The following is a 25,538-nucleotide window of genomic DNA, read 5'->3' as shown; positions in this document are numbered from 1 at the left end:
TGAAAAATTTAGACCCATATCATACTTGAATCAGAAATAAAAACCAAAACTTTTTGATACAGAAGATCAAATTTTTATGGCTTATTTGCAAAAATCGCGAATTATTGATTAATCGATTTACCTGAATGGCTTATTTGTGACCAACCTCCGCCTAAAGCCTTAATCAATAAAGTCTGAGACGATAACTCTTGACCTATTGTTTGCCATACGGTTTGTTCAGCATTGTTTTGGCTTGTCTGAGCCTGAGCAACAGTCACAAAAGTTGTGGTTCCCGCTTTATACTGATTTAATGCCAATTTTGCTGATATGCTGGCTGCATTTAACGCTTCTTTATGTAATTTTTGCTCTTGAGCTAAAGCCTGAACAGCCGCTAAATTATCTTCTACTTCTTGTAATGCAGTTAATACTGTTAAACGGTATCCTGCAACCGAACCATCATAGGCTGCTTGGGCTGCTTTTACACTAGCAGTCCGTGCGCCACCATCAAATAATACCTCAGCTAAGCTGGCACCAACTGCCCAAACTCTAGAAGGTACATCAAATAAATCAGCCAAATGAGTCGCACTATAGCCACCTGAAGCAGACAACGATAAAGATGGATAATAAGCTGCTTTTGCCACACCAATTTTAGCATTTGCAGCAATAACATTACGTTCAGCTTGTGCAATATCAGGACGCCTTTCTAGTAAGCTACTGGGTAGAGCATTTGGAATGGTTACTGACACAGGTTGCCAGGCTTTATTTTCAGATAAGGTAAATTGTGCAGGCGCTTTACCAATCAAAATCGCAATCGCATGCTCATACTGTTTACGAGACAAATCCAGATCAATCACTTGAGCCTCAGCAGACTTTAACTGACTTTGAGCACTCATAACATCTAATTTTGAAACAACGCCTACTTTATACTGATTTTCAGTAATCTTAAAGGTACGTTGATATAAATTAACAGTATCTTGAGCCAACTGTTTGCGTTTATCCAGCACACGTAAAGCAAAGTAATTTTGTACCAATTGTGCTTCTTGTGATAATTGCGCCACAGCCAAAGCAGCCTCTTCTGAGCCCGCTACTGCGGTTGCTGCCTCAACACTTCTTGCTGTTTTCCCCCAAAAATCAATTTCCCAACTGGCATCTAAAGATACTTTTTTGGTTGTTCCTAAATTATTTTGATTACGTGAAGCGCCTGTATTAGCGCTTAAGTTAGGAAAAAAATCAGCCTGAGCAGACTGTACCTGTGCTTGTGCTTGACGATAATTAGCCAAGGCCTGAGCAATGGTTAAGTTAGCAGAAGCAACTTGGCTGGCCAATTGATTTAATGTGTCATCTTGCCAAATTTGCCACCATTGTCCGCGATAAATTGCATCAGCTGGTTCAGCCATTTTCCAACCAGTAGGTGCTTCTTTAAAAGAGTTAGGGATGTCGATTTGAGGACGCTGATAGTTTGGTCCTACCATGCAACCACTACTTAAACCAGCAATAATCAAAAACAATACGGTTAAACGTGTCGAAGTCACGATATTTTCCTCACTTTTGTATCTGAATATACTGACGCACACCATAAGCGAAAGCGATCAAGATATAAATAAACAATAGGCGTTGTATATAAAGTCAATAATTGGCTAAGCATTAATCCACCAACGATAGAAATACCCAAAGGCACACGTATTTCAGCCCCTTCCCCACTACCCAATGCTAAAGGTAAAGCACCTAATGCCGCAGCTAAAGTCGTCATCATAATCGGTCGAAAACGTAATATTGCCGCTTTATATATGGCTTCTTCTGGTGTCATCCCTTGCTCACGCTCCGCAACCAATGCAAAATCAATCATCATAATGGCATTTTTCTTCACAATACCAATTAACAATAACACACCAATTAATGCAATAATTGAAAACTCTGTATGACAAAGCATCAATGCCAAAAAAGCACCGACACCTGCTGAAGGTAAAGTAGACAAAATGGTAATAGGATGAATAAAGCTTTCATACAATATACCTAATACGATATAAATAGTTAAAATGGCTGCCAAAATTAACCAAGGAATCGTCGCAAAAGTTGCTTCAAAAACCTTTGCTGTTCCTTGAAAACTACCATGCAAAGTCGTGGGCATACCGATACTGGCTAAAGCTTTTTCAACAGCAGCAGACGCATCAGATAAAGCGACACCTGTTGCTAAATTAAATGAGATGGTTGAGGTAACAAACTGTCCTTGATGATTAATGGTATTGGGGGCATTGCCATATTCCCAATGAGAAAAAGCAGATAATGGCGTTGGGGTACCATCACTTCCTTTTAAGTAGATGGTTTTAAGCGCTTCTTCACTTTCTAACCATTCAGGAGCCAAGCCCATGACCACATGATATTGATTGAGTGATTTATATAAAGTCGCTACCTGCCTTTGCCCAAAAGCATTATTTAAGGCACTGTCCACTTGGCTAACTGTTAAACCTAAGCGAGCAATCGTATCTCGATCATAAACCAATTCAACTTGCGGAGTCCCATCTTTTGAATCCGTACTCACATCTGTTAACTCAGGTAAAGCAGCCAATGCTTGCCTGATTTTTGGCTCCCATTCACTTAATTCATTCACATCATCAGCTTGTACTGCATATTGATACAAAGAATTACTTTGCCTGCCGCCAACGCGAATATCTTGAGCTGGCATTAAAAACAATTGAGAGCCCGCAATTTTATTGGTTTTTGCCGAAATTCTGTTGATCACCGTCATCGCATCTACTTTTCTTTCAGATAACGGTTTTAAATTCACATACAAAAACGCACTACCACGACCACTCACATTGGAACCAACAGATTGAACCGCAGGATCCTCTTTAACCAGTTTCGCAAGCTCGGTGACTTTTTGATTTAATGCTTGAAATGAAGATGCTTTATCTGCATCAACCCGCCCCATTAAAACCCCTGTATCTTGCTGAGGGAAAAAACCTTTTTGAATCACAGAATATAAAGCGATATTCGATATGACCGTCACCATCAACAAAAACATCATTAATTTTCGATGATTCAAAGCCCATTTTAATGTATCGGTATAAAACACTTCTAAAGACAAAAACCATCGATAAGTAAAGTTGCACCAACTTTTTTTCTGCCCTTTATCTTCAACCCTTTTTACTCTGGCAAATCGAGCAGCCAGCATTGGTGTAAGCGTTAAAGACACAACCAAGGAAATAAGAATGGCAATAGATAAAGTTAAAGCAAACTCGTGGAACAACCGCCCAACCAAACCGCCTAATAATAAAATAGGTAAAAACACAGCAATCAACGAAATACTCATCGACATAACTGTAAAGCCCACTTCTTTTGCCCCATTAATGGCGGCAATAAATGGCTTTTCTCCTGCCTCAATGTGACGCATAATATTTTCTAATACCACAATGGCGTCATCAACCACAAAACCCGTGGCAACAGTTAAGGCCATTAAGGACAAATTATTTAAAGAAAACCCCAATAAATACATTGCACCAAAAGTGCTCACTAATGACACTGGTACCGCAATGGATGGAATCAATGCAGCACGCCAATCCTGTAAAAAAGCCAAAACAACCAATATAACCAATATAATGGATAAAACTAAAGTAAACTCAACTTCACTTAATGATGCCCTAATCGTTGTAGAACGATCTGACATAATGTTCATATCGATATCTGAATCAATAGAGGCTTGTAACGCAGGCATAGCAGCTTTAATACTTTCTACCGTTTCAATAATATTCGCCCCCGGTTGCCGAGAGATCATCAATAAAATAGTAGGTTCTCCATTAAAAGAACCACCATTACGAATATCTTCTACACCCTCATATACAGTGGCCACATCAGACAACCTTACTGCCGCGCCATTTTGATAGTGAATCACTAAAGGTAAATAATCTTCTGGTTTATCTGCCTGATCATTAGCCATAAGTTGGTAACGATTATCTTCGCTATTGATTGCCCCCTTGGGTCTATTTGCATTTGCCTGATTAATGGCTTGCCTTACCGACTCTAAAGGCACATCATAATTAGCCAGTTGTAACGGATTAATATCCACGCGAATAGCCGGTAAAGAGCTACCACCAACAGTCACATCGCCTACACCATTAATTTGAGCAATTTTCTGAGCCAATATAGTCGATGCTGCATCATACATTTGGCTACGCATTTTGGTTTTAGATGTTAAAGCCAAAATCATAATAGGCATATCAGCAGGGTTGACTTTGCGATAAGTAGGATTCCCCGGCATACCACTTGGTAACATACTGCGAGAAGCATTAATTGCTGCTTGCACTTCACGTGCAGCACCATTGATGTCTCTGTCTAAATCGAACTGCAACGTGATTTGAGTAGAACCTCTCGAACTTCTGGAGGTCATTTCTGTGACACCCGCAATACGTCCTAACGCTCTTTCTAACGGTGTCGCTACAGAGGAAGCCATGGTTTCAGGACTCGCCCCAGGTAAAGAAGCGGACACAGAAATAGTAGGGTAATCAACTTGAGGTAAAGGAGCCACAGGCATTAGGCTAAAGCCTACCACACCAACCAATACTGCACCAATAGTCAAGAGAACGGTGGCAACTGGGCGTCGGATGAATAACTCAATTAGCCCCATAACTATACACTTTCATTGCTTTGTTTTTGTATACCCAAACGCTTTTTTACCGCTATAGACAAGTGATCAAACGCAAGGTAAATAATAGGCGTTGTAAACAAAGTCAGCACTTGTGAAACAACCAAACCGCCAATCATGGCAATACCTAAAGGATTACGTAACTCTGAACCAATCCCCGACCCAAGTGCCAAAGGAATAGCGCTAAATAAAGCGGCCATAGTTGTCATTAAAATGGGTCTAAAACGCAATAAACATGCCTGATGAATCGCCTCAAGAGGTGTTTTACCTTCTTCCCTCTCAGCGGCCAAAGCAAAATCGATCATCATAATAGCATTTTTTTTCACAATACCAATTAACAAAATGATGCCTATAATACCAATAACATCAAGTTCATTACCAGTGATCAATAATGCCAATAATGCCCCCACACCAGCAGAAGGAAGCGTAGATAAAATGGTTACTGGATGAATATAACTTTCATATAAAACTCCTAAAACAATATACATCACCACAATTGCCGCAATAATTAACCATACTTGGGAACTTAAAGAGTTTTGAAATGCCGCAGCAGAACCTTGAAAAGCGGTTTCAATGGTAATAGGTAAATCTAGCTGAGCCTTAGCCTGCTCAATCACACCAACTGCCTCTCCTAAAGAGACACCTTTGGCCAAATTAAAAGAGATTGTAGCCATTGGAAATTGACCTAAATGATTAATGGTCAATGGTGTATTTTGTTCAGATACCTCAACCAAAGACAATAAAGGAACAGAAACAGTTTGGCCAAAATTAGCATCATTCGTGTCCGAAACCGTTCCCTTTAAATATAAAGCATTTAAAACATTGGTACCTGTTTCACCAGCAGCATCGACATCCAAAACCACTCGATACTGGTTAGATTGGGTAAAAATGGTTGAGATTAAACGCTGGCCAAAAGCACTGTATAATACATTATCAATATCTGATACCGAAATACCATAGCGACTGGCAGTTGTTCGATCAATATTCAAATAAATCTGTCTACCTTCATTTTGCAAATCACTGGACACATCTTGTAATTGTTTTTGTTCAGATAAATAGGCAACCATTTTAGGAACCCATGTATTGAGCTCTTCTGCATCTGGAGACTGTAATGTAAATTGATACTGAGAACGACTTGTTGATGTATCAATGGTAATATCTTGAACAGGAGACAAATATAAATTCATATTCTCCATTTTTGTAGACGCACTTTTTAATCTTTGCACAATCTCAGTGGCATTATCTCGACCAGAAGACATAGGTTTTAAATTGATTAAAAAACGCCCGCCATTTAACGTGGTATTGGTACCATCTACTCCAATAAAAGATGACACACTCTCAACATCCTTATCTTGCAAAATAATTTTTGCCATTTCCTGTTGATAGCGCATCATTGCCTGAAAGGAAACAGATTGAGGAGCCTCAGTTATGCCTTGAATAACCCCAGTATCTTGAACAGGAAAAAAACCTTTAGGAATAAAAACATACAGTAAAATAGTCAGTGCAAAAGTAGCCGCTGCCATCATTAAAGTGGCCATTTGATGTTTAAATACAATAGCAAGACCTTTATCATACCAAGCAATCAGCCAATCAAAACCTTTCTCACACATCTGAGCAAAACGCCCTTCTTTGGTTTCATGAGAAGATTTTAATAAACGGGCACACATCATTGGTGTTAAAGAAAGCGAAACAAATGCTGAAATTAAGATGGTCAAAGCCAAGGTAATGGCAAACTCACGAAATAATCGCCCAATGATATCCCCCATAAAAATCAGAGGAATCAACACTGCGATTAAAGAAACTGTTAAAGAAATAATGGTAAACCCAATTTCCCCTGCCCCACGTAAAGCCGCGGCAAAAGGTTTCTCACCTTTTTCAATATAACGAATAATATTTTCAATCACAACAATCGCATCATCAACTACAAAACCTGTGGCAATGGTTAAAGCCATTAAAGTCAAATTATTAATGGAAAAATTCAATAGATACATTACAGCAAATGTACCTATTAATGATAAAGGAACCACAATAGCAGGAATAAAAGTGGCTCTTGCACTTCTTAAAAAAACATAAATAATCAAAATGACCAAAGCAACAGCAAGAAATAATTCTGTTTGAACATCTTTGACTGATGCTTGTATTGTTGTTGTACGGTCAGTTAACACAGTTAATTTTACCGCACCAGGTAAACTTGCCTGTAACTCAGGCAAAATTTTCTGAATTCGATCAACCACATCAATAACATTTGCACCTGGTTGGCGCTGAATATTCAAGATAATGCCTGGCTGATCATCGGCCCAAGCCGCAAGATATTGATTTTCTGGTCCATCCTCAATACTGGCAATATCAGATAACCGAATAGGCGCCCCATCTTTATACGCTAAAATAATAGAACGATATTCATCAACCGATTTGATCTGGCTATTAGCATCAATAGTCGCAGCAATATGTGGCCCATCAAAACTGCCTTTTGCCTGATTGGTATTGGCGCCCACAATTGTTGAACGTACATCTTCTATTGATAACCCTTTAGCAGCAATGGCACGTGTATCCACCGCAACCCTAATCGCAGGACGTTGCCCACCTGCAATACTCACTAAGCCCACACCAGTAACTTGTGACAATTTTTGAGCTAATCGTGTATCCACTAAATCTTGTACACGCGTTAACGGCATAGTGTCTGAAGTAACAGCTAAAGTAAGAATAGGAGTATCAGCAGGATTGACTTTATTGTAAACAGGTGGATTAGGTAAATCACTAGGTAATAGATTATTTGCCGCATTAATCGCAGCTTGGACTTCTTGTTCTGCCACATCTAAAGATACATCTAACCCAAACTTAAGATTAACCACAGATGCGCCAGCAGAACTTTGTGAGGTCATCTGAGTTAATCCAGACATCTGTCCAAATTGTCGCTCTAAAGGTGAAGTAATTGTTGAAGCAGTTACATCTGGGCTTGCCCCTGGATAAAATGTGGTCACTTGTATGGTAGGATAATCTACTTCAGGTAAGGCTGAAATGGGCAATAAGCGATAAGCTGCCATACCAACTAATAAAATAGCAATCATCAGTAATGAAGTGGCAACTGGGCGATCAATAAAAATTTTAGATAAATTCACAAGCATCCCCTAACTTCATTATCCTGAAAACAAATTGATCCATTTACTGTGCTGCCTTTTTATTAGCATTATTTCTATTGCGAGAAGCCTTTTTTTCTCCTGCTGCTTTTTGTGCCTCTTGCTGTGCTGTCTCAGGATCAGTTGGTATCACCAAAGCATCTTCCCTTAATCTCTCTACACCATCCGTTACAACCATCTCTCCAGCTTTTAAACCTGTTAATAACACTGTTTGTTTGCCGTCGCTCGCACCACGTGTAACCGTACGTACATTCACTTTATTTTCTGCATTAATGACCCACACAAAATCACCAACACGGCCATGCTGTACCGCATTATTAGGTACCAATACAGCATCTTGTACATCTTCAACATGCATACGAACATTCACAAATTGATTAGGAAACAACAACCCATCCGCATTATCAAAAACACCCTTAATTTTTACGGTACCTGTACTGATATCTATCTGATTGTCAATTGTACTGACATGCCCTGCTGCCAATTGCATTTTCATACCCTGATCCCATACATCCACAACTGGTTGTTCCCCTGCTTGCAATCTTGACAAAACAGATCCCAATTGGGTTTGAGGTAAAGTAAAAATCACATCAATAGGAGATATCTGTGTAATCACCACTAAGCCTGTTGTATCATTTGCTTTAACCAAATTACCAGGGTCAACCTTACGTAAACCAACCCTACCTGAAATAGGTGCAGTAATACGGCTATATTCTACTTGTAACCGAGCGCTTGAAACTGAGCCTTGTCCTGCTTTCACTGAAGCTTCATATTGTTTAACCAATGATTTTTGTGTATCTAACTGCTGTTTAGAGGCAGAGTCTTGAGCAACTAAAGTTTGATAACGTGCTAAGTCAACCCTTGCATTAGATAAAGCGGCTTGATCTTTGGCCAATTGCCCTTGTGCTTGAGTTAAAGCAGCTTGGAAAGGACGAGCATCAATTTCTGCCAAAAGTTGACCAGCTTTCACTAACTGCCCTTCTTGAAAATGTAGTTTCATTAATTGGCCTTCTACCCTACTGGTTACGGTAACCGTATTACTTGGGGTAACGGTACCTAGACCTGTGAGATAGACAGGCATTGTCCCTTTTACCGCAGTGGCTACAGCAACAGGTTGACCTTGTTTACTGGCTAATTGCCTCATTGTACCAGGACCGCCTTTAACTGCTTGATTTTGTGCAGAGGGTTTCGTACCCCACCATACTAATGCTGCACCAATTAAGACAATGATGATAAAAATCAGTACTTTTATTTTACGATTCACGCTCTTAGTCTTCCTATAATCAATACAAACAGATTAAAAACATATTTTATTACTCTGAAAACACCTGCATTCTACCAGTGAAAATTTATAAAATATTTGCAAAAAACCAATTTTGCATAACTTAACCAAATCTAACCAATCTATGAACAAAGGGCAAACTGAATGATAATCTTTTAAAAAAAATTATAAACAAAAACATACAAAAAAATTTAAAAAACAACAAAATTAAATAATAAAACTTAAAAATTAAGTATCAGTAATTATATCCAATCAAAGTTAAGACAATAAAAAAATAATCTGTCTACTTTACCTTTAACGTTTATTATTGAGTATTAATGATTCCATTCTTAAGCAATAGAAGAGCTAGAAGCTCAAATGAAGGACGGAATACAGATTATAGAAATATAAAGAAGAAGAGCCCAGTTACAGTGTAACTGGGCTCTAAATGGGGAGTTTGGCGGTGTCCTACTTTCACATGGGTATCCACACTATCATCGGCGCTGAGACGTTTCACGATCCTGTTCGGGATGGGAAGGCGTGGGACCATCTCGCTGTGGCCGCCAAACATAAACTTGTACAAATCAGTAAAGCCATATGGCGTTCTATTCAAACACCATACTTCGAAATCTTTCAGGTAATAATTATACCTCAACAACAACCATCCGTCGCGCCTAAGCACTTCAAATGATAGAGTCAAGCCTCACGAGCAATTAGTATCAGTTAGCTACGTGCCTTACAGCACTTCCACACCTGACCTATCAACGTCCTGGTCTCGAACGACTCTTTAGGAGGATTAAATCCTCAGGGAAGTCTCATCTTCAGGCGAGTTTCGCGCTTAGATGCTTTCAGCGCTTATCTCTTCCGAACTTAGCTACCCGGCTATGCTTCTGGCGAAACAACCGGTACACCAGAGGTTCGTCCACTCCGGTCCTCTCGTACTAGGAGCAGCCCCCGTCAAACTTCCAACGCCCACTGCAGATAGGGACCAAACTGTCTCACGACGTTTTAAACCCAGCTCACGTACCACTTTAAATGGCGAACAGCCATACCCTTGGGACCGACTACAGCCCCAGGATGTGATGAGCCGACATCGAGGTGCCAAACTCCGCCGTCGATATGAACTCTTGGGCGGAATCAGCCTGTTATCCCCGGAGTACCTTTTATCCGTTGAGCGATGGCCCTTCCATTCAGAACCACCGGATCACTATGTCCTGCTTTCGCACCTGCTCGACTTGTCGGTCTCGCAGTTAAGCTACCTTTTGCCATTGCACTATCAGTACGATTTCCGACCGTACCTAGGTAACCTTCGAACTCCTCCGTTACTCTTTGGGAGGAGACCGCCCCAGTCAAACTGCCTACCATGCACGGTCCCCGATCCGGATAACGGACCTGGGTTAGAACCTCAAAGTCACCAGGGTGGTATTTCAAGGATGGCTCCATCAGAACTAGCGTCCTGACTTCTTAGCCTCCCACCTATCCTACACAAGTGACTTCAAAGTCCAATGCAAAGCTACAGTAAAGGTTCACGGGGTCTTTCCGTCTAGCAGCGGGGAGATTGCATCTTCACAACCATTTCAACTTCGCCAAGTCTCAGGAGGAGACAGTGTGGCCATCGTTACGCCATTCGTGCGGGTCGGAACTTACCCGACAAGGAATTTCGCTACCTTAGGACCGTTATAGTTACGGCCGCCGTTTACTGGGGCTTCGATCCAGAGCTTGCACCCCTTCACTTAACCTTCCAGCACCGGGCAGGCGTCACACCGTATACGTCCACTTTCGTGTTAGCACAGTGCTGTGTTTTTAATAAACAGTCGCAGCCACCTTTTCTCTGCGGCCCCTTCGCCCTTCGGATGTTCTCCTACAAGCTAATGGGGCATACCTTCTCCCGAAGTTACGGTATCAATTTGCCGAGTTCCTTCTCCTGAGTTCTCTTGAGCGCCTTAGAATTCTCATCCTGCCCACCTGTGTCGGTTTGCGGTACGGTTCGTTATAAGCTGAAGCTTAGTGGCTTTTCCTGGAAGCATGGTATCAGTTACTTCTGATCCTTAGATCATCGTTATCACTTCTCGGTGTTATAGAAGGGCGGATTTGCCTACCCTTCACACCTACCGGCTTGAACAGACACGTCCAACAGTCTGCTAACCTAACCTTCTCCGTCCCCACATCGCACTTATAACAAGTACGGGAATATTAACCCGTTTCCCATCGACTACGCATTTCTGCCTCGCCTTAGGGGCCGACTCACCCTACGCCGATGAACGTTGCGTAGGAAACCTTGGGCTTTCGGCGAGCGGGAATTTCACCCGCTTTATCGCTACTCATGTCAACATTCGCACTTCTGATACCTCCAGCATCCTTCTCAAGACACCTTCAACGGCCTACAGAACGCTCCTCTACCATATGTAATTACTTACATATCCGCAGCTTCGGTTATCAGTTTGAGCCCCGTTACATCTTCCGCGCAGGACGACTCGACCAGTGAGCTATTACGCTTTCTTTAAATGATGGCTGCTTCTAAGCCAACATCCTGGCTGTCTGGGCCTTCCCACTTCGTTTACCACTTAACTGATTATTTGGGACCTTAGCTGGCGGTCTGGGTTGTTTCCCTCTTGACAACGGACGTTAGCACCCGCTGTCTGTCTCCCACGCTCGCACTTTCTGGTATTCTGAGTTTGCCATGGGTTGGTAAGTCGCAATGACCCCCTAGCCATAACAGTGCTTTACCCCCAGAAGTGATACGTGAGGCACTACCTAAATAGTTTTCGAGGAGAACCAGCTATCTCCGAGTTTGTTTAGCCTTTCACCCCTATCCACAGCTCATCCCCTAATTTTGCAACATTAGTGGGTTCGGTCCTCCAGTGCGTGTTACCGCACCTTCAACCTGGCCATGGATAGATCACTCGGTTTCGGGTCTACACCCAGCAACTTGACGCCCTATTAAGACTCGCTTTCGCTACGCCTCCCCTATCCGGTTAAGCTTGCTACTGAATGTAAGTCGTTGACCCATTATACAAAAGGTACGCAGTCACGGATCAAGTCCGCTCCCACTGTTTGTATGCATCAGGTTTCAGGTTCTATTTCACTCCCCTCCCGGGGTTCTTTTCGCCTTTCCCTCACGGTACTGGTTCACTATCGGTCGATTACGAGTATTTAGCCTTGGAGGATGGTCCCCCCATCTTCAAACAGGATTTCACGTGTCCCGCCCTACTTCTCGTACGCTTAGTACCATCACTCAGTTTTCGGATACGGGCCTTTCACCCACTATGGAAGAACTTTCCAGATCTTTCTCCTAACTCAGTCATTATCTCGTACAGGCTCTTGCGCGTTCGCTCGCCACTACTGACGCAATCTCGGTTGATTTCTTTTCCTCCGGGTACTTAGATGGTTCAGTTCTCCGGGTTCGCTTCTCATGACCTATGTATTCAGTCATGGATACCATACATAATATGGTGGGTTTCCCCATTCGGACATCGCGGGATCAATGCTCTATTGCCAACTCCCCCACGCTTTTCGCAGGCTTACACGTCCTTCTTCGCCTGTAATCGCCAAGGCATCCACCTGATGCACTTATTCACTTGACTCTATCATTTCAAATGCCTAAACATCTTACTTAAACAGATTCTCGTTGTTGTGTCACTCCACACGCCTTTTGTCTTCGTGCTTCGTGTATTTCGATACAATCATCACCCAATTTGATACATTTATTCAGTCAGTCAATTCGAGAATGAATCCTCAAATCAACTCCAAAAAAGCTGTATCGCTTTGTTGATTTCGGCTTTACTAATTTGTTAAAGATCAGTGCGCTTTTAATCGCAAATCAAAATACTCTCTCAAGTAAGTTATTCCCTTACTCTTAAAAATCCTTTGATTTTCGATTATGTGGTGGAGGTAAACGGGTTCGAACCGATGACCCCCTGCTTGCAAAGCAGGTGCTCTACCAACTGAGCTATACCCCCATTTAAGATCGTTCAGTTGGTGGGTCTGGGAGGACTTGAACCTCCGACCCCACGCTTATCAAGCGTGTGCTCTAACCAGCTGAGCTACAAACCCAAGGTCTTGCGCATCTTTACTATATTAAACAACCGACAAGTGTGAGCACTGCAACACCTCTTTCTCTAGAAAGGAGGTGATCCAGCCGCAGGTTCCCCTACGGCTACCTTGTTACGACTTCACCCCAGTTATGAAGCATACCGTGGTAAGCGGGCTCCTTACGGTTACCCTACCTACTTCTGGTATCCCCCACTCCCATGGTGTGACGGGCGGTGTGTACAAGACCCGGGAACGTATTCACCGCGGCATGCTGATCCGCGATTACTAGCGATTCCGACTTCATGCACTCGAGTTGCAGAGTGCAATCCGGACTACGATCGGCTTTCTGAGATTGGCTCCACCTCGCGGCTTGGCTACCCTCTGTACCGACCATTGTATGACGTGTGAAGCCCTAGCCATAAGGGCCATGAGGACTTGACGTCATCCCCACCTTCCTCCGGTTTGTCACCGGCAGTCTCATTAGAGTGCCCAACTAAATGATGGCAACTAATGACAAGGGTTGCGCTCGTTGCGGGACTTAACCCAACATCTCACGACACGAGCTGACGACAGCCATGCAGCACCTGTGTTACGGCTCTCTTTCGAGCACCCCTAACTTTCATCAGGGTTCCGTACATGTCAAGGCTAGGTAAGGTTCTTCGCGTTGCATCGAATTAATCCACATCATCCACCGCTTGTGCGGGTCCCCGTCAATTCCTTTGAGTTTTAATCTTGCGACCGTACTCCCCAGGCGGACAATTTCACGCGTTAGCTACGCCACTAAGAGCTTTTAATCTCCCAACAGCTAATTGTCATCGTTTAGGGCGTGGACTACCAGGGTATCTAATCCTGTTTGCTACCCACGCTTTCGAGCATGAGCGTCAGTGTTATCCCAGGGGGCTGCCTTCGCCATCGGTATTCCTCCACATCTCTACGCATTTCACTGCTACACGTGGAATTCTACCCCCCTCTAACACACTCTAGCTTGCCAGTTCCAAACGCAGTTCCCAGGTTGAGCCCGGGGATTTCACATCTGGCTTAACAAACCGCCTGCGCTCGCTTTACGCCCAGTAATTCCGATTAACGCTTGCACCCTACGTATTACCGCGGCTGCTGGCACGTAGTTAGCCGGTGCTTATTCTTTTGGTACTGTCAGCCTCACTAGGTATTAACCAGTGAGTTTTCCTCCCAAACAAAAGTCCTTTACAACCCGAAGGCCTTCTTCAGACACGCGGCATGGCTGGATCAGGGTTTCCCCCATTGTCCAAAATTCCCCACTGCTGCCTCCCGTAGGAGTCTGGGCCGTGTCTCAGTCCCAGTGTGGCGGATCATCCTCTCAGACCCGCTACTGATCGTCGCCTTGGTAAGCCTTTACCCTACCAACTAGCTAATCAGACATCGGCCGCTCGAATAACGTGAGGCCCAAAGGTCCCCCACTTTCATCCTAAGATCGTATGCGGTATTAGCTCACCTTTCGATAAGTTATCCCCCATTACTCGGTACGTTCCGATGCATTACTCACCCGTTCGCCACTCGTCAGCAGGAGCAAGCTCCTCTGTTACCGTTCGACTTGCATGTGTAAAGCATGCCGCCAGCGTTCAATCTGAGCCAGGATCAAACTCTTATGTTTAATCTCTTGCTATTACTAAATTTCTGGTCTGCTTTTTCTCAAATTCTTCAACAGGACTAATGTCCTTGTATACAAATTTAATTTCGCAGTGTGAGGCATTACAGCACTCACACTTTTCGGTTGTCTAATCTTTTAAAGAGCAGCTGCATCAGCAGCGAAGAAAGCGAACTATACAGACACAACTACAACCTGTCAACACTATACACCCCCTGTTTTTGAAAAATTACAATAACCACATGTTTAACATAGGATTTTATTTTATGGTTTATTTTAATCAAAGTTTAATGTTGATTAACCTATGTTGTGCTAACATTTTTTATGCTTCAAACTTTACGATTTATATAATAAGTATTCTGGAAAAACTCTATGCCTATCCTACAAAAACTCAAAGCAATGATTCATCCTCCTGCTCCTGTGTTGTCTGCGACTTTAGAAAAAGATGATGTTCAACTGGCAAAACATTGGTTAGCTCAACCACAGGAGGATTGGTTTAATCCTGCAACCATATCTGAGTGGGAACAACTATTTGCTCATTGGCTTGGTATTGAACATACATTTGCTTTTGCTGGAGGAAGAGCTGCTTTATATCATGCGGTGATGGCATTAGGGCTTTGTGCTGAATCTGAGGTCATTTTACCTGCCTTTACCTGTCAAAGTGTAGTCAATGCCTTTCAATATCAACAAATCAATCCTTTATATGCAGATATTGAAACCGATACCTATGGTTTGGATATTGAATCGGTAAAACAAGTTTATACACCAAACTGTAAAGCTATTATGTTGCAATATACTTTTGGTTTGGTTTCCAGAGATATTGAAGCTTTAATTCAATTTGCTCAGGAAAAGAATCTATATATTATAGAAGATTGTGCTCATGCATTAGGAGCAACCTATAAAGATCGTAAACTAGGTACATTAGGAGATATAGCTGTTTTTAGCAGTGAACGCTCTAAAATCATCAATACAATACATGGTGGCATGGTTGCCTGCCAAAACGATGTTCTGGCTCAAAGATTGGCAAAACAATATGAACAGGCGCCTTTCTCTTCTCCTGAGAAAATAAAAAAATTATTAAACACGTTAATCCAAAACTATTATATTTACAAACATCCTCAACGATTTTTTACAGGCCCATGGGCACAAAAACATTTTAATGAAGTTCTACCTCAAATGTTTCCAGAAGAATTTACGGACACTTTTTGTACCCATTATCTAGAAAAAATGTCTGCTCCTGTTGCCGCTTTATCAATAAATCAATTTCAAAAAATGGAACGCTTCAACACAAAGCGCAGAGCAATAGCAAAACAATGGGATTGTTGGGCTGAAAAACAAGGGTATAAAAAACCTGTTGTCCTCCCCAACTCAACAGCTGTTTTTTTACGCTATCCTGTGTGTGTTCCCATAAAAATGAAACAAAACACTGATTGGGCTTTAGAACAGTTAAATGTACATGCGGGCGTTTGGTTTACATCTGCCGCACACCCTACCCCTTTATTCTTGGAACATTGCCCCAACGGTACACGCGCAGCACAAGAATGTATTAACTTACCTACTTTAATATAGTTTGTTTGTTTTGTTATAATAAGGTAATTTTTTCTTATTTATATAAGTTGCTATATTTAACTAATAATTACTATTTTAAGGAGAACACTTAAATGACAAAGGATAGCACTTTACCTTGGACACTTGATGATATTCATTATGATCAAATTAATCTCAAGTTGATCGAACAAGATGAAACATTGATGTTTCTTTTAGCTGCATCATCCTTTGTTGAAAGTGGCTCTGACTTATATACCAGTAACTTAAGTGAGCATTATAAGGCTCATCCAGAAATTTGTAATTGGCTAAATGCTCACTGGGAAGAAGAAGAGTTGCAACACGGTAAAGCTTTAGCCAAATATGTTACTTCTGTTTGGCCTGATTTCGATTGGCCAAAGGCATTTGAACACTTTATGGCTGAATATGGGCCTACTTGTGCGATTGAGGCTTTAGAAACAGATCGTGGTTTAGAAATGGTGGCTCGTTGTGTGGTTGAGACGGGTACATCCAGTTTATACCGTGCTATTGCAAGCTACACAAAAGAGCCTGTTTTAATTGAGTTAGCCAACCATATTCGTATAGATGAAGTACGCCATTACAAATACTTTTTGCAATACTTCCGAGAGTACAACATTAAACAGCCTATTGGACGTTACAAAACAACCAAAGCAATTTACAAACGTTTAAAAGAAATACGGGATGAAGACAGCACAACAGCACTAAAACATGTCTTTTTAATGCGCTATCCCGATGAAAGTTTAGAGTCTGAACATTTTAAACGTATATGCACCTTATCAACCAAAATTGTTCAACAACATTTACCTATTGATACTGCTGTACGGATGTTATTAACACCATTAGCGTTACCTAAACGGTTACAAAGATGGATTGAAATGCCTGTTGCCAATCTTGTTAAAAAAGCTTTACTTAATTGAACACACTAAAAAAGCATCTGAACCATTATTCCAGATGCTTTTGCTTTAATTTGGTTACATACTGATTTTGACCATATTATTTTGCTGCTCCTGGGCCAAATTATTTTGCATATTTTTTTCCGACTGCTGAGCATTAATTTGAATTGTCACACTTATTTTATTGGCCATATCCAGTTGTTCATTAGGATTTTGCTTACTTGCATGAACTGCATCAACACTTATAAATACAGATTTATTATGTGTTGTCACAAAAAGCTTATTTTGATCATAATTAATACCAACATGGATAATATTTTTTGCATCAATTTTATTTTTAACGCATTCACATGTTGTTGTGGCCACCATTGCATCACTATGTTTAGCAGAAACCCCTGCTTTCGTTAAATCTGGTTTTAGTGAGACATCAAGCCGTTCTTTAATTGCTTGAACTTTAGGTTCTAATGGTATGTGATTCTGATCTTTGGCTTTTTCAGATGCTTCTTGTGTTTTAATATGTCCCCAAGATTTACTATTATCTAGCAAAGGATAAGAAGGTTTTCCTGGATTATTACTTGGGCTAATTTCACGTGTTTTAATTTGCTCATAGCGTTTATCGAAACCTTCTGGTACGCTTTTTGTTAAATCACGAGAAGGATCATAAAAGCTGTCTTTAGGGCGAATAATGCCTACAATATTTTCTGGTTTCCAATAAGCATTGTTAATAGGTGCAACAGCAGGTCCTGTACTTGTTTGAGCGCCATAAAATGCAACTGGCTTGCCATTATTAACCTCCGTAACAATACCCACATGTTGTGTATTACCGTGCTTAAATAAAACAAGATCACCTATTTGTGCTTCGTTCCGTTTAACTGAATCAAAATTCTGTTTTGCATAACCAGTTAGGTTTTCTCCATTGAATAATGCTTTAGTTGTAAAATTAGCGCCATTTAAATTAGGATTTTTAGAATTATTTGTTAAATTAGGATACTGTTGATCAACCCGATAACCCGCATTTTTCAAGGCATAATAAACCAAAGAAGAACAATCAACTTCTTTAAAGTTATCTCGATCTGAATTACCTTTATCTCGACCATTCTGACTATATTCGTATTGTGCATTTGGATTTTTGACTGAAGCGACACTGGGTTTACTTCCTGTACCTAAATCAAATCCTGCAATACCTGATCTTAAAATACGTTCATGCCCGTCTACCTTACTTTCTGTTAAGTGGGCACCTTGAGTTTTTTGATAACTTAATTGCTGCTGATATGCTTGTTCTAATTTTTCAGCTGTTTCTCTTCCAACGACACCATTAACAGTTAGACCATTTTGGCGCTGGAAATTTTCTAATGCAAACTTAGTATTCGAGCCAAAAATATTATCTGTAGATAGATCTCTGCCTTTGGAGTCTTGAAACCCCAATGCTCTTAGTTGTTCTTGAACATGCTCGACTTCTTTTCCTCGTGACCCCATTTGCAAGGACAATTCTGGCTGTACCGCTTGCTGATTAATATTTTGATTGTCTCTAGCTATTTCCACATTTTGTCTGCGTTCGCTAACAAAACCTTCATATTCTTTAAGATAAGGCAATACTTTATTTTTTGCTAAATCCACACCGCCGTATTTAAGTGAAGGACCATCATGATGATATCCATAAATATATTCTTCTGACTGCCCTCTTCGTTTTGCCAAATCTCTATTATCAATATAATGTGCAACTAAAGCTTCAGCCTGCTTTGCAACATCATAACGATTACTGCTGTTTATCCCATAACTTTTACCTGTGTCATTAATGAACTGCCCCAAACCAAAAGCAGAGGTTGTACCTGCTGCTGCATCTGGATTAAAACCTGATTCAATTCTTGCAATTGCAAGGACATAAGCTGTTTCACGGTTATTCAGCCCCTTTGCATCACATGCCGAAATTAAAGTATCAATGACTCTTGACTGAACTTCTGGGCTTGCATCACCCCAAATACGAGAATTACCTGCTAATCGTCCAGCGCTATGATCAATAGGCTCACGATAATGACTATATGACTTAATTTGGCTATCGCGATATGCCGCTCCTCTTTGCTGCACCATATTTGTATAAATATCAGCCATATTATTTTATCTCCTGAATACATAATGGATCATCATTTGAATCAACGTCACCATAAATAGAGCGACATTTAACATAATCAAGCTCTACAAGTTTTAGTTTCAATTGTTCAGTTAATTTAGTAAATTCTTCATTATTTGGTGTTTGATCATCTTGTTCTTTAAAAAAGATGGGCACATTTTTTGTCAGCTGCTGTCCATGAATATCATACAAATAATGCCATTCACACATGTTACAGCCAGTTGGTAATTGCCCATACTCCACAACAAAATAAGGCATATTTTTGGCTTCTGAACGAACACAAGCAGCACCTTTAGCAGTGTAATCTTTTTTCATTTCTTCTGGTTGTGGTACAAATACTTCTTTGCCCTCAGCGTTTTTAAAATATAAAGAAGTTTTTGTACAGTTAGCCTGCTGAGGATCAGCGCTCTCACACTTAAGTGACAATTGAGCATCATCACAAGATACACTTAAAGCGGTTATTTGATTTTGCTGTATCTGTTGTTCTAACTCTGGCGTTTTTTCAATGTTTGGAGAACTTGCAACAGAACTACCTTGTGTTTGCTCTATCTCTTTTGCTTCACACCCTACAAGTACAAACGCAAATAATAGAACCCATGCTTTTTTCAACATTATTGACTCACCTTTTTATGGTAAATATTGTGTATAGACTAATTTCAGTTTACTGTTTTTAAATTCAAAGAAATAGCTCGCTGTTTGTACACAACCGTCCTCAAATGAAGATTTATTCTTTGGGTTATAATCATCACTGGCGCGAACAATCAGACCAAGTTTTCTTTGTAACCATACCGGGTCATCAGCTGTATATTTAAAACCACCTGATATCTCTCTAACACATAATCTTTTTGCACCATCTAATTTAGCGGGCATGAGTATTTGTTTTTTTAAATCGACAGTTACCTGCAATAAGTCATTTAAATTTTTTATGATATTATCTTTACATTGCATGGCTTCTTTTTCTGTCATTTTTGTATTGTTGCTGCCACCTGCAAGACAAAATTCTGGCCCTTTTTCTCCACTAGCAAGGTACCCTGTTCGGTACACAGTTGGATCAATCATTTTATATAATGATTTAATGTCTTTTTGTTTGACTTTATTTTGAAACTCTTGAAATTGCTTAAGTGCCTCTACTCGTTCAGTTTGAGTTAACTCTGGACTCTTGGCATATAAAGTCATGCAGAGACTTGCTAAAAAGCAAAAAAATATTTTTTCCATCCAAACCTCAAAAATTACCTTATCATTTAAACAATTCTAACAGAATTTATAATATCTGCAAACAGAAATTATCGCTTCAACATTAATGACATATATGATTTAATTTTGATTATGTAAGATACTATGAATATTTTTAGCGTTTAAAACTTTAAAACCATTGAATTAGTTTTTCTTGTGCCTTTGCTTTAACATCTTCGTCAATATAAAAAGCAACAGTGGCAACGGCTGCAGCCAATACACTTAAGTCATCTGTATAGCCTACTACTGGGAGGATATCAGGAATCGCATCTAAGGGAAAAACAAAATACGCTAACGAAGTATAAATAATGGCCTTTGCCCATGCTGGTGTTTTACTGCTTCTAGCAGAAAAATACAGCCATAATGACTTTTGAACAACTTCATATCCCGCCTTTTTGGCATATTTTTGAATTTTGCGCCAATAACTTTTCTCATTAAAATCATCAGATGATACAAAATCATCGGGATTAATTTTCTGATTATTCATTGGCGCAACTCCTCATTTAAAGCCTATATCTTAGCAACAATATGTGTTTTGTAAGTTGGATTAAGGATATTCTCTAAAGATAGGATTTCATCTAACTGTTCTTGTGTCAAAAATCCTTTTTCTAACACAACTTCTTTAACACTTTTACCTGTTCTGGCACATTCTTTACCCACGATATCTCCATTGTGGTGACCTATATAGGGATTCAAATAAGTAACCAATCCAATAGAATTAAGAACATATTGGGTACAGACATCTTTGTTTGCAGTGATACCAGAAACACATTTATTCAATAAATTATAGCAAGCATTGCTTAAAATACTGATTGATTCAAACATTGCCTGACCTATAACGGGCTCCATTACATTCAATTGTAATTGACCCGCTTCAGCGGCAAAACAAATACAGTTATCATTGCCAATAACTTTAAAACAAACCTGATTGACTACTTCTGGCACAACAGGATTTACTTTAGCAGGCATAATGGAAGAACCAGCTTGTAATTCAGGCAAATTAATTTCATTAAGCCCTGCTCTTGGACCAGAAGACAATAAACGCAAGTCATTACAAATTTTTGATAATTTCACGGCCAGACGTTTTAAAGCGCCATGAACCATCACATAGGCACCACAATCGGAAGTAGCCTCTACTAGATCCTCTGCTGGTACACAAGACAAACCTGAAACCTTAGCTAAATTTTGTACAGCTAAAGCTTGATATCCTTTTGGTGTATTAATACCTGTACCAATTGCTGTTGCACCCAAATTTACTTCTAGCAAAAGCTGTGCAGTATGAAGAATGTTTTTGATTTCTTCTTTTAAAGAAATACTGAAAGCATGAAATTCTTGCCCCAACGTCATAGGTACAGCATCTTGTAATTGGGTACGCCCCATTTTAACCACATCTTTAAACTCTATATTTTTTTGCTCAAAACCTTCTTTTAATGCTTCAATTGCTGTAATCAATTGTAAAATAGAACGATAAACAGCAATACGAAACCCTGTTGGGTAAGCATCATTTGTAGACTGACTTTCATTAACATGATCATTTGGATGCAGATATTGATATTCCCCTTTTTTATGCCCCATCAACTCTAATCCAATGTTGGCAATAACTTCATTGGTATTCATGTTAACTGATGTTCCTGCCCCTCCCTGATAAACATCCACAGGGAACTGATCCATACACTTACCTTGCTCTAAAATTTGATCACAGGCTTGTACAATAATATCTGCAATTTCTGCTTTTAATGCACCTAACTCTTTATTGGTTAACGCAACAGCTTTTTTAACTGTCACCATACCTCTGATAAATTCAGGCACATCATTGATAGACGTTTGGCTGATCTGAAAATTTTCTATTGCCCTTAAAGTGTGAATACCATAATACACATCATTAGGCACCTCACGTTGCCCCAATAAATCTTCTTCTATTCTTATATTATGTGACATATCTTTCTCTTCATATTTCCTAATTAAGTTAATTAAACTGAATATAGTTTAAATCAGTCTCTTATTTCACAACATACATTTTACAATATAATCTTAAATCAACCCTGTTTTACGTCAATAATCACCCATGATTATTTAAGTTATTAGAACATATAAATGTTATCACTAAAACACTTATTCAATTTTTATAACAAAATTTAACCTATTAATGTATTGAATGCGTATCTGGCTTGCAATCGAAAGCTATATGGCTTGATAATAGTCGATATTGTCATTTCTCTTCAAGGTTCTATACCTTTTACTGAACCTTTTTTTTATTTGAATCATTTTAAAGAGTAAACCCATGTTAAACACTGTATTAAGCTCTGAAAAAGATGTTCCCTTATTAAAAGATGTACAATTATTAAGTCAGGCCTTACACGCCATTATGACTGAGAAGATGAGTTCGCCATCTTTACAAATTTTCAAACTACTCAATCAAACAAATCCAGATAAGGAAAAATTAGCTTCATTATTGGCCACCTTATCTCCCTCACAAACAGAGGAACTGATACATGCGTGCAGTATTTTTGCTCAAGTTTTAAATCTAGCAGAAGACATGCACCATGAACGACGCAGGCGTATTCATGAAAGCTCAGGTTCAACACCACCGACAGGAAGCATTGAAGACGCTTTAAAAAAAATTGAACTGGCTCAAATAGACAAAAAAACGCTACAAGATACACTAAATCATACTCATATTGGCGCCATATTAACGGCACACCCAACTGAAGTACAACGGCAAACCATTTTAGATTTACTGCGCAAAATTCATCATTTACTGGAAGCTTATAACTTACCTAACTTAAGCAAAGAAGACCAAGGCAATATTGAAGAAGCCTTGTTGTCTGCTTTATTGACTCTTTGGCAAAGTGATGAGACGCGTCATTTTAAAATGACCGTATTCGATGAAATCGATAATGGGATTGCTTATTTTCCATTAAGCTTTTTTGAAGCACTGCCTAAACTTTATCGTAATTTAAGTAAAAAGCTGAAAAAAATCTCTACCGACCTGACACTACCTAATATCATCCATATTGGGGGTTGGATTGGCGGAGACAGAGACGGCAATCCTTTTGTTAAAGCAGATGTATTAAATCATGCATTTAAACAACAGGCACAAACCCTTTTCCATTTTTATAGAAAAGAACTTAAGTCATTATATAAAGAGCTGTCCGTTTCTGTACGTAGAGTAGACGTTGATGAAGCTGTATTGGCCTTAGCGGATCAATCACCAGACAAAAGTATCGCTCGTGAAGAAGAACCTTATCGCAAAGCAATTGCATTTATCTTAGCCAGAACAATTGCTACAGGCAAAACATTAGGCGCACAATTAAGCTCTCATTTTGGCTTAGGTAAACCTTATGCGAATGCAGCAGAATTCAAAGCAGATTTAGATACATTAAAAAATTCGCTTATGAATAATGGCAGTACCTTTTTAGCAATGGGACGATTAACCAAGTTGATTCGCAGTGTCAGCTTGTTCGAGTTTTATTTAATGCCTCTTGATTTGCGCCAACACGCTCAAAAACATGCACAAACTGTTGCTGAGTTATTTACCCATTCGGGATTAGAAGATTATTTATCTTTAAATGAAGAAGAAAAACAAGCTGTATTGATTAGAGAGTTAAAAACGACTCGTCCTCTATTTTCTCCTTATACTGAATACAGCGAAGAAGTCAAAACAGAGCTGGATATCTTCCATACAGCATACATCATTAAACAAAAATATGGCCAACAAGCCATCAGGCAAAGCATTATTTCTAACTGCGATTACTTAAGCGATATTTTGGCTTTAGCCTTGATTTTAAAAGAGACTGGCTTATTAAAAACAGACCCAATTGCCCCACAAACCAGTATTAATATAGTGCCACTTTTTGAAACAATTGAAGCACTAAAAAACGCCAGTAATATTATGGAAGCTTTATTTGATCTACCTTGGTATAGAGCTTTATTAGGCAGTGTCCAAAATGTTCAAGAAATCATGCTTGGGTACTCTGACAGTAATAAGGACGGTGGTTATGTGACCAGCCAATGGTCCCTTTATTTGGCAGAAGAAGCACTCGTTAAAACAGCTCAGGCACATCAAGTGACACTACGGTTATTTCATGGCCGAGGAGGCAGCGTTGGTCGTGGAGGCGGACCTGCTTATCAAGCGATTTTGGCTCAACCTGCACATAGCGTAAACGGGCAAATTAGGATCACCGAACAAGGTGAAGTGATTACCTTTAAATACGCTGACTCAAACAATGCACAACGAAATCTAGAAACACTTGTTGCTGCCACATTAGAGGCAACTTTATTACCCGTACAAGGGCAAGAGCCTGATCATAACTTATTGCAATCTTTGTCTGACCATGCTTTTAGTACTTATCGTGCATTGATCACCCATCCTGACTTTATTGATTATTTTTTACAGACCTCTCCAATTGAGCAAATTGCCAGCCTTAATATTGGCTCACGCCCAGCAAGTCGGAAATCCTTGACGAAAATTCAGGATCTACGTGCCATTCCTTGGGTATTTTCTTGGACCCAAAACAGATTAATGCTACCTGCATGGTATGGTTTTGGCAGTGCGGTTGAACAATTAAAAAAAGAACAGCCACACATTATCCAACAATTACAAGATATTTGGTCTCATAGCCCATTTTTCCAAGCCATGCTCTCTAATATGGAACAAGTTCTAGCAAAAGTGGATACCCAAATTGCCAAAGCTTATACCGTATTAAGTAAAAATCCAGAGACCGCAAAAGAGATTTTCTTACGTTTAGAAGCAGAGTATGAGCGCAGCAAACAAGCATTACTGGATATCACTCAAGCGACTGATTTACTACAAGATAATCGTACCTTAGCGCGTTCTTTAGCATTACGTTTACCCTATTTAAACACATTAAACTGGATTCAAATTGAATTATTAAAACGATTAAGAACGGAACCTAACAACGAGCATATTCTAAGCCAAATTCATGCCACCATTAATGGTATTGCCCAAGGTTTAAGAAACACAGGCTAAGCTATTATTTTAAGGACTAAAAATAAGGAGGCAGTAGCTTCCTTATTTTTTATTAT

The 25,538-nt window shown here is 39.9% G+C and carries 12 protein-coding genes, 2 tRNA genes and 3 rRNA genes; 3 read left to right on the top strand and 14 right to left on the bottom strand.

The features are described 5' to 3' along the window. Positions 1-101: 101 nt before the first annotated feature. The 9 genes from AADH04_RS10015 to AADH04_RS09975 form a co-directional block, all read right to left on the bottom strand. Positions 102-1,511: an efflux transporter outer membrane subunit gene (locus AADH04_RS10015; protein WP_434777134.1), complete on the bottom strand. Its 1,410-nt coding sequence runs from the start codon at positions 1,509-1,511 to the stop codon at positions 102-104. Then, positions 1,508-4,600: a multidrug efflux RND transporter permease subunit gene (locus AADH04_RS10010; protein WP_434777133.1), complete on the bottom strand. Its 3,093-nt coding sequence runs from the start codon at positions 4,598-4,600 to the stop codon at positions 1,508-1,510. The genes AADH04_RS10015 and AADH04_RS10010 overlap by 4 nt, the downstream gene beginning before the upstream one ends. Before the next feature lie 2 nt (positions 4,601-4,602). Next, complete coding sequence (locus AADH04_RS10005; RefSeq protein WP_434777132.1) at positions 4,603-7,737, bottom strand: MdtB/MuxB family multidrug efflux RND transporter permease subunit; 3,135 nt, start codon at positions 7,735-7,737, stop codon at positions 4,603-4,605. A 43-nt stretch (positions 7,738-7,780) separates the two neighbouring features. Further along, positions 7,781-9,019, bottom strand: a complete 1,239-nt coding sequence (locus AADH04_RS10000; RefSeq protein ID WP_434777131.1) for an MdtA/MuxA family multidrug efflux RND transporter periplasmic adaptor subunit — start codon at positions 9,017-9,019, stop codon at positions 7,781-7,783. Between the two features lie 452 nt (positions 9,020-9,471). Beyond that, positions 9,472-9,584 (bottom strand): 5S ribosomal RNA (rrf, locus tag AADH04_RS09995). A gap of 124 nt (positions 9,585-9,708) precedes the next feature. Next, a 23S ribosomal RNA gene (locus AADH04_RS09990) occupies positions 9,709-12,600 on the bottom strand. Between the two features lie 299 nt (positions 12,601-12,899). Then, a tRNA-Ala gene (locus tag AADH04_RS09985) sits at positions 12,900-12,975 on the bottom strand. A gap of 17 nt (positions 12,976-12,992) precedes the next feature. Next, positions 12,993-13,069 (bottom strand) — tRNA-Ile (locus AADH04_RS09980). A 69-nt stretch (positions 13,070-13,138) separates the two neighbouring features. Next, a 16S ribosomal RNA gene (locus AADH04_RS09975) occupies positions 13,139-14,678 on the bottom strand. The 16S, 23S and 5S rRNA genes sit together here with 2 tRNA genes alongside, the layout of an rRNA operon. A 366-nt stretch (positions 14,679-15,044) precedes the next feature. Here AADH04_RS09975 and AADH04_RS09970 point away from each other — a divergent pair. After that, complete coding sequence (locus tag AADH04_RS09970) at positions 15,045-16,241, top strand: DegT/DnrJ/EryC1/StrS family aminotransferase (protein ID WP_434777130.1); 1,197 nt, start codon at positions 15,045-15,047, stop codon at positions 16,239-16,241. Positions 16,242-16,333: 92 nt separating this feature from the next. Continuing rightward, positions 16,334-17,155, top strand: coding sequence for a ferritin-like domain-containing protein (locus AADH04_RS09965; RefSeq protein WP_434777129.1), 822 nt, complete (start codon positions 16,334-16,336; stop codon positions 17,153-17,155). A gap of 54 nt (positions 17,156-17,209) precedes the next feature. Here the strand turns inward: AADH04_RS09965 and AADH04_RS09960 are convergent, their stop codons facing one another. The 5 genes from AADH04_RS09960 to aspA form a co-directional block, all read right to left on the bottom strand. Further along, on the bottom strand, positions 17,210-19,240 hold the full coding sequence (locus AADH04_RS09960; protein ID WP_434777128.1) for a peptidoglycan-binding protein: 2,031 nt from the start codon (positions 19,238-19,240) through the stop codon (positions 17,210-17,212). 1 nt (position 19,241) lies between these two features. Further along, positions 19,242-19,871, bottom strand: a complete 630-nt coding sequence (locus AADH04_RS09955) for a hypothetical protein (RefSeq protein WP_434777127.1) — start codon at positions 19,869-19,871, stop codon at positions 19,242-19,244. A gap of 15 nt (positions 19,872-19,886) precedes the next feature. Continuing rightward, a complete protein-coding gene (locus AADH04_RS09950) occupies positions 19,887-20,435 on the bottom strand; it encodes a hypothetical protein (RefSeq protein WP_434777126.1) in 549 nt (182 codons plus the stop codon). A gap of 187 nt (positions 20,436-20,622) precedes the next feature. Then, positions 20,623-20,979 (bottom strand): YkvA family protein, encoded by a 357-nt coding sequence (locus AADH04_RS09945; protein ID WP_434777125.1) that lies wholly within the window; start codon positions 20,977-20,979, stop codon positions 20,623-20,625. A gap of 23 nt (positions 20,980-21,002) precedes the next feature. Beyond that, positions 21,003-22,430 (bottom strand): aspartate ammonia-lyase, encoded by a 1,428-nt coding sequence (aspA, locus tag AADH04_RS09940; RefSeq protein WP_434777124.1) that lies wholly within the window; start codon positions 22,428-22,430, stop codon positions 21,003-21,005. A 343-nt stretch (positions 22,431-22,773) separates the two neighbouring features. Between aspA and ppc the strand changes: the two genes are divergently transcribed. Beyond that, positions 22,774-25,482 carry a phosphoenolpyruvate carboxylase gene (gene ppc / locus AADH04_RS09935; RefSeq protein WP_434777123.1) on the top strand — a complete coding sequence of 903 codons (2,709 nt, stop codon included), beginning with the start codon at positions 22,774-22,776 and terminating at the stop codon, positions 25,480-25,482. Positions 25,483-25,538: the final 56 nt, after the last annotated feature.

Origin of the sequence: Neisseria sp. Ec49-e6-T10 (genome assembly GCF_051132615.1) — a bacterium.
Classification (GTDB): Bacteria; Pseudomonadota; Gammaproteobacteria; order Burkholderiales; family Neisseriaceae.
This window is presented reverse-complemented; position numbering and strand designations above follow the sequence as displayed.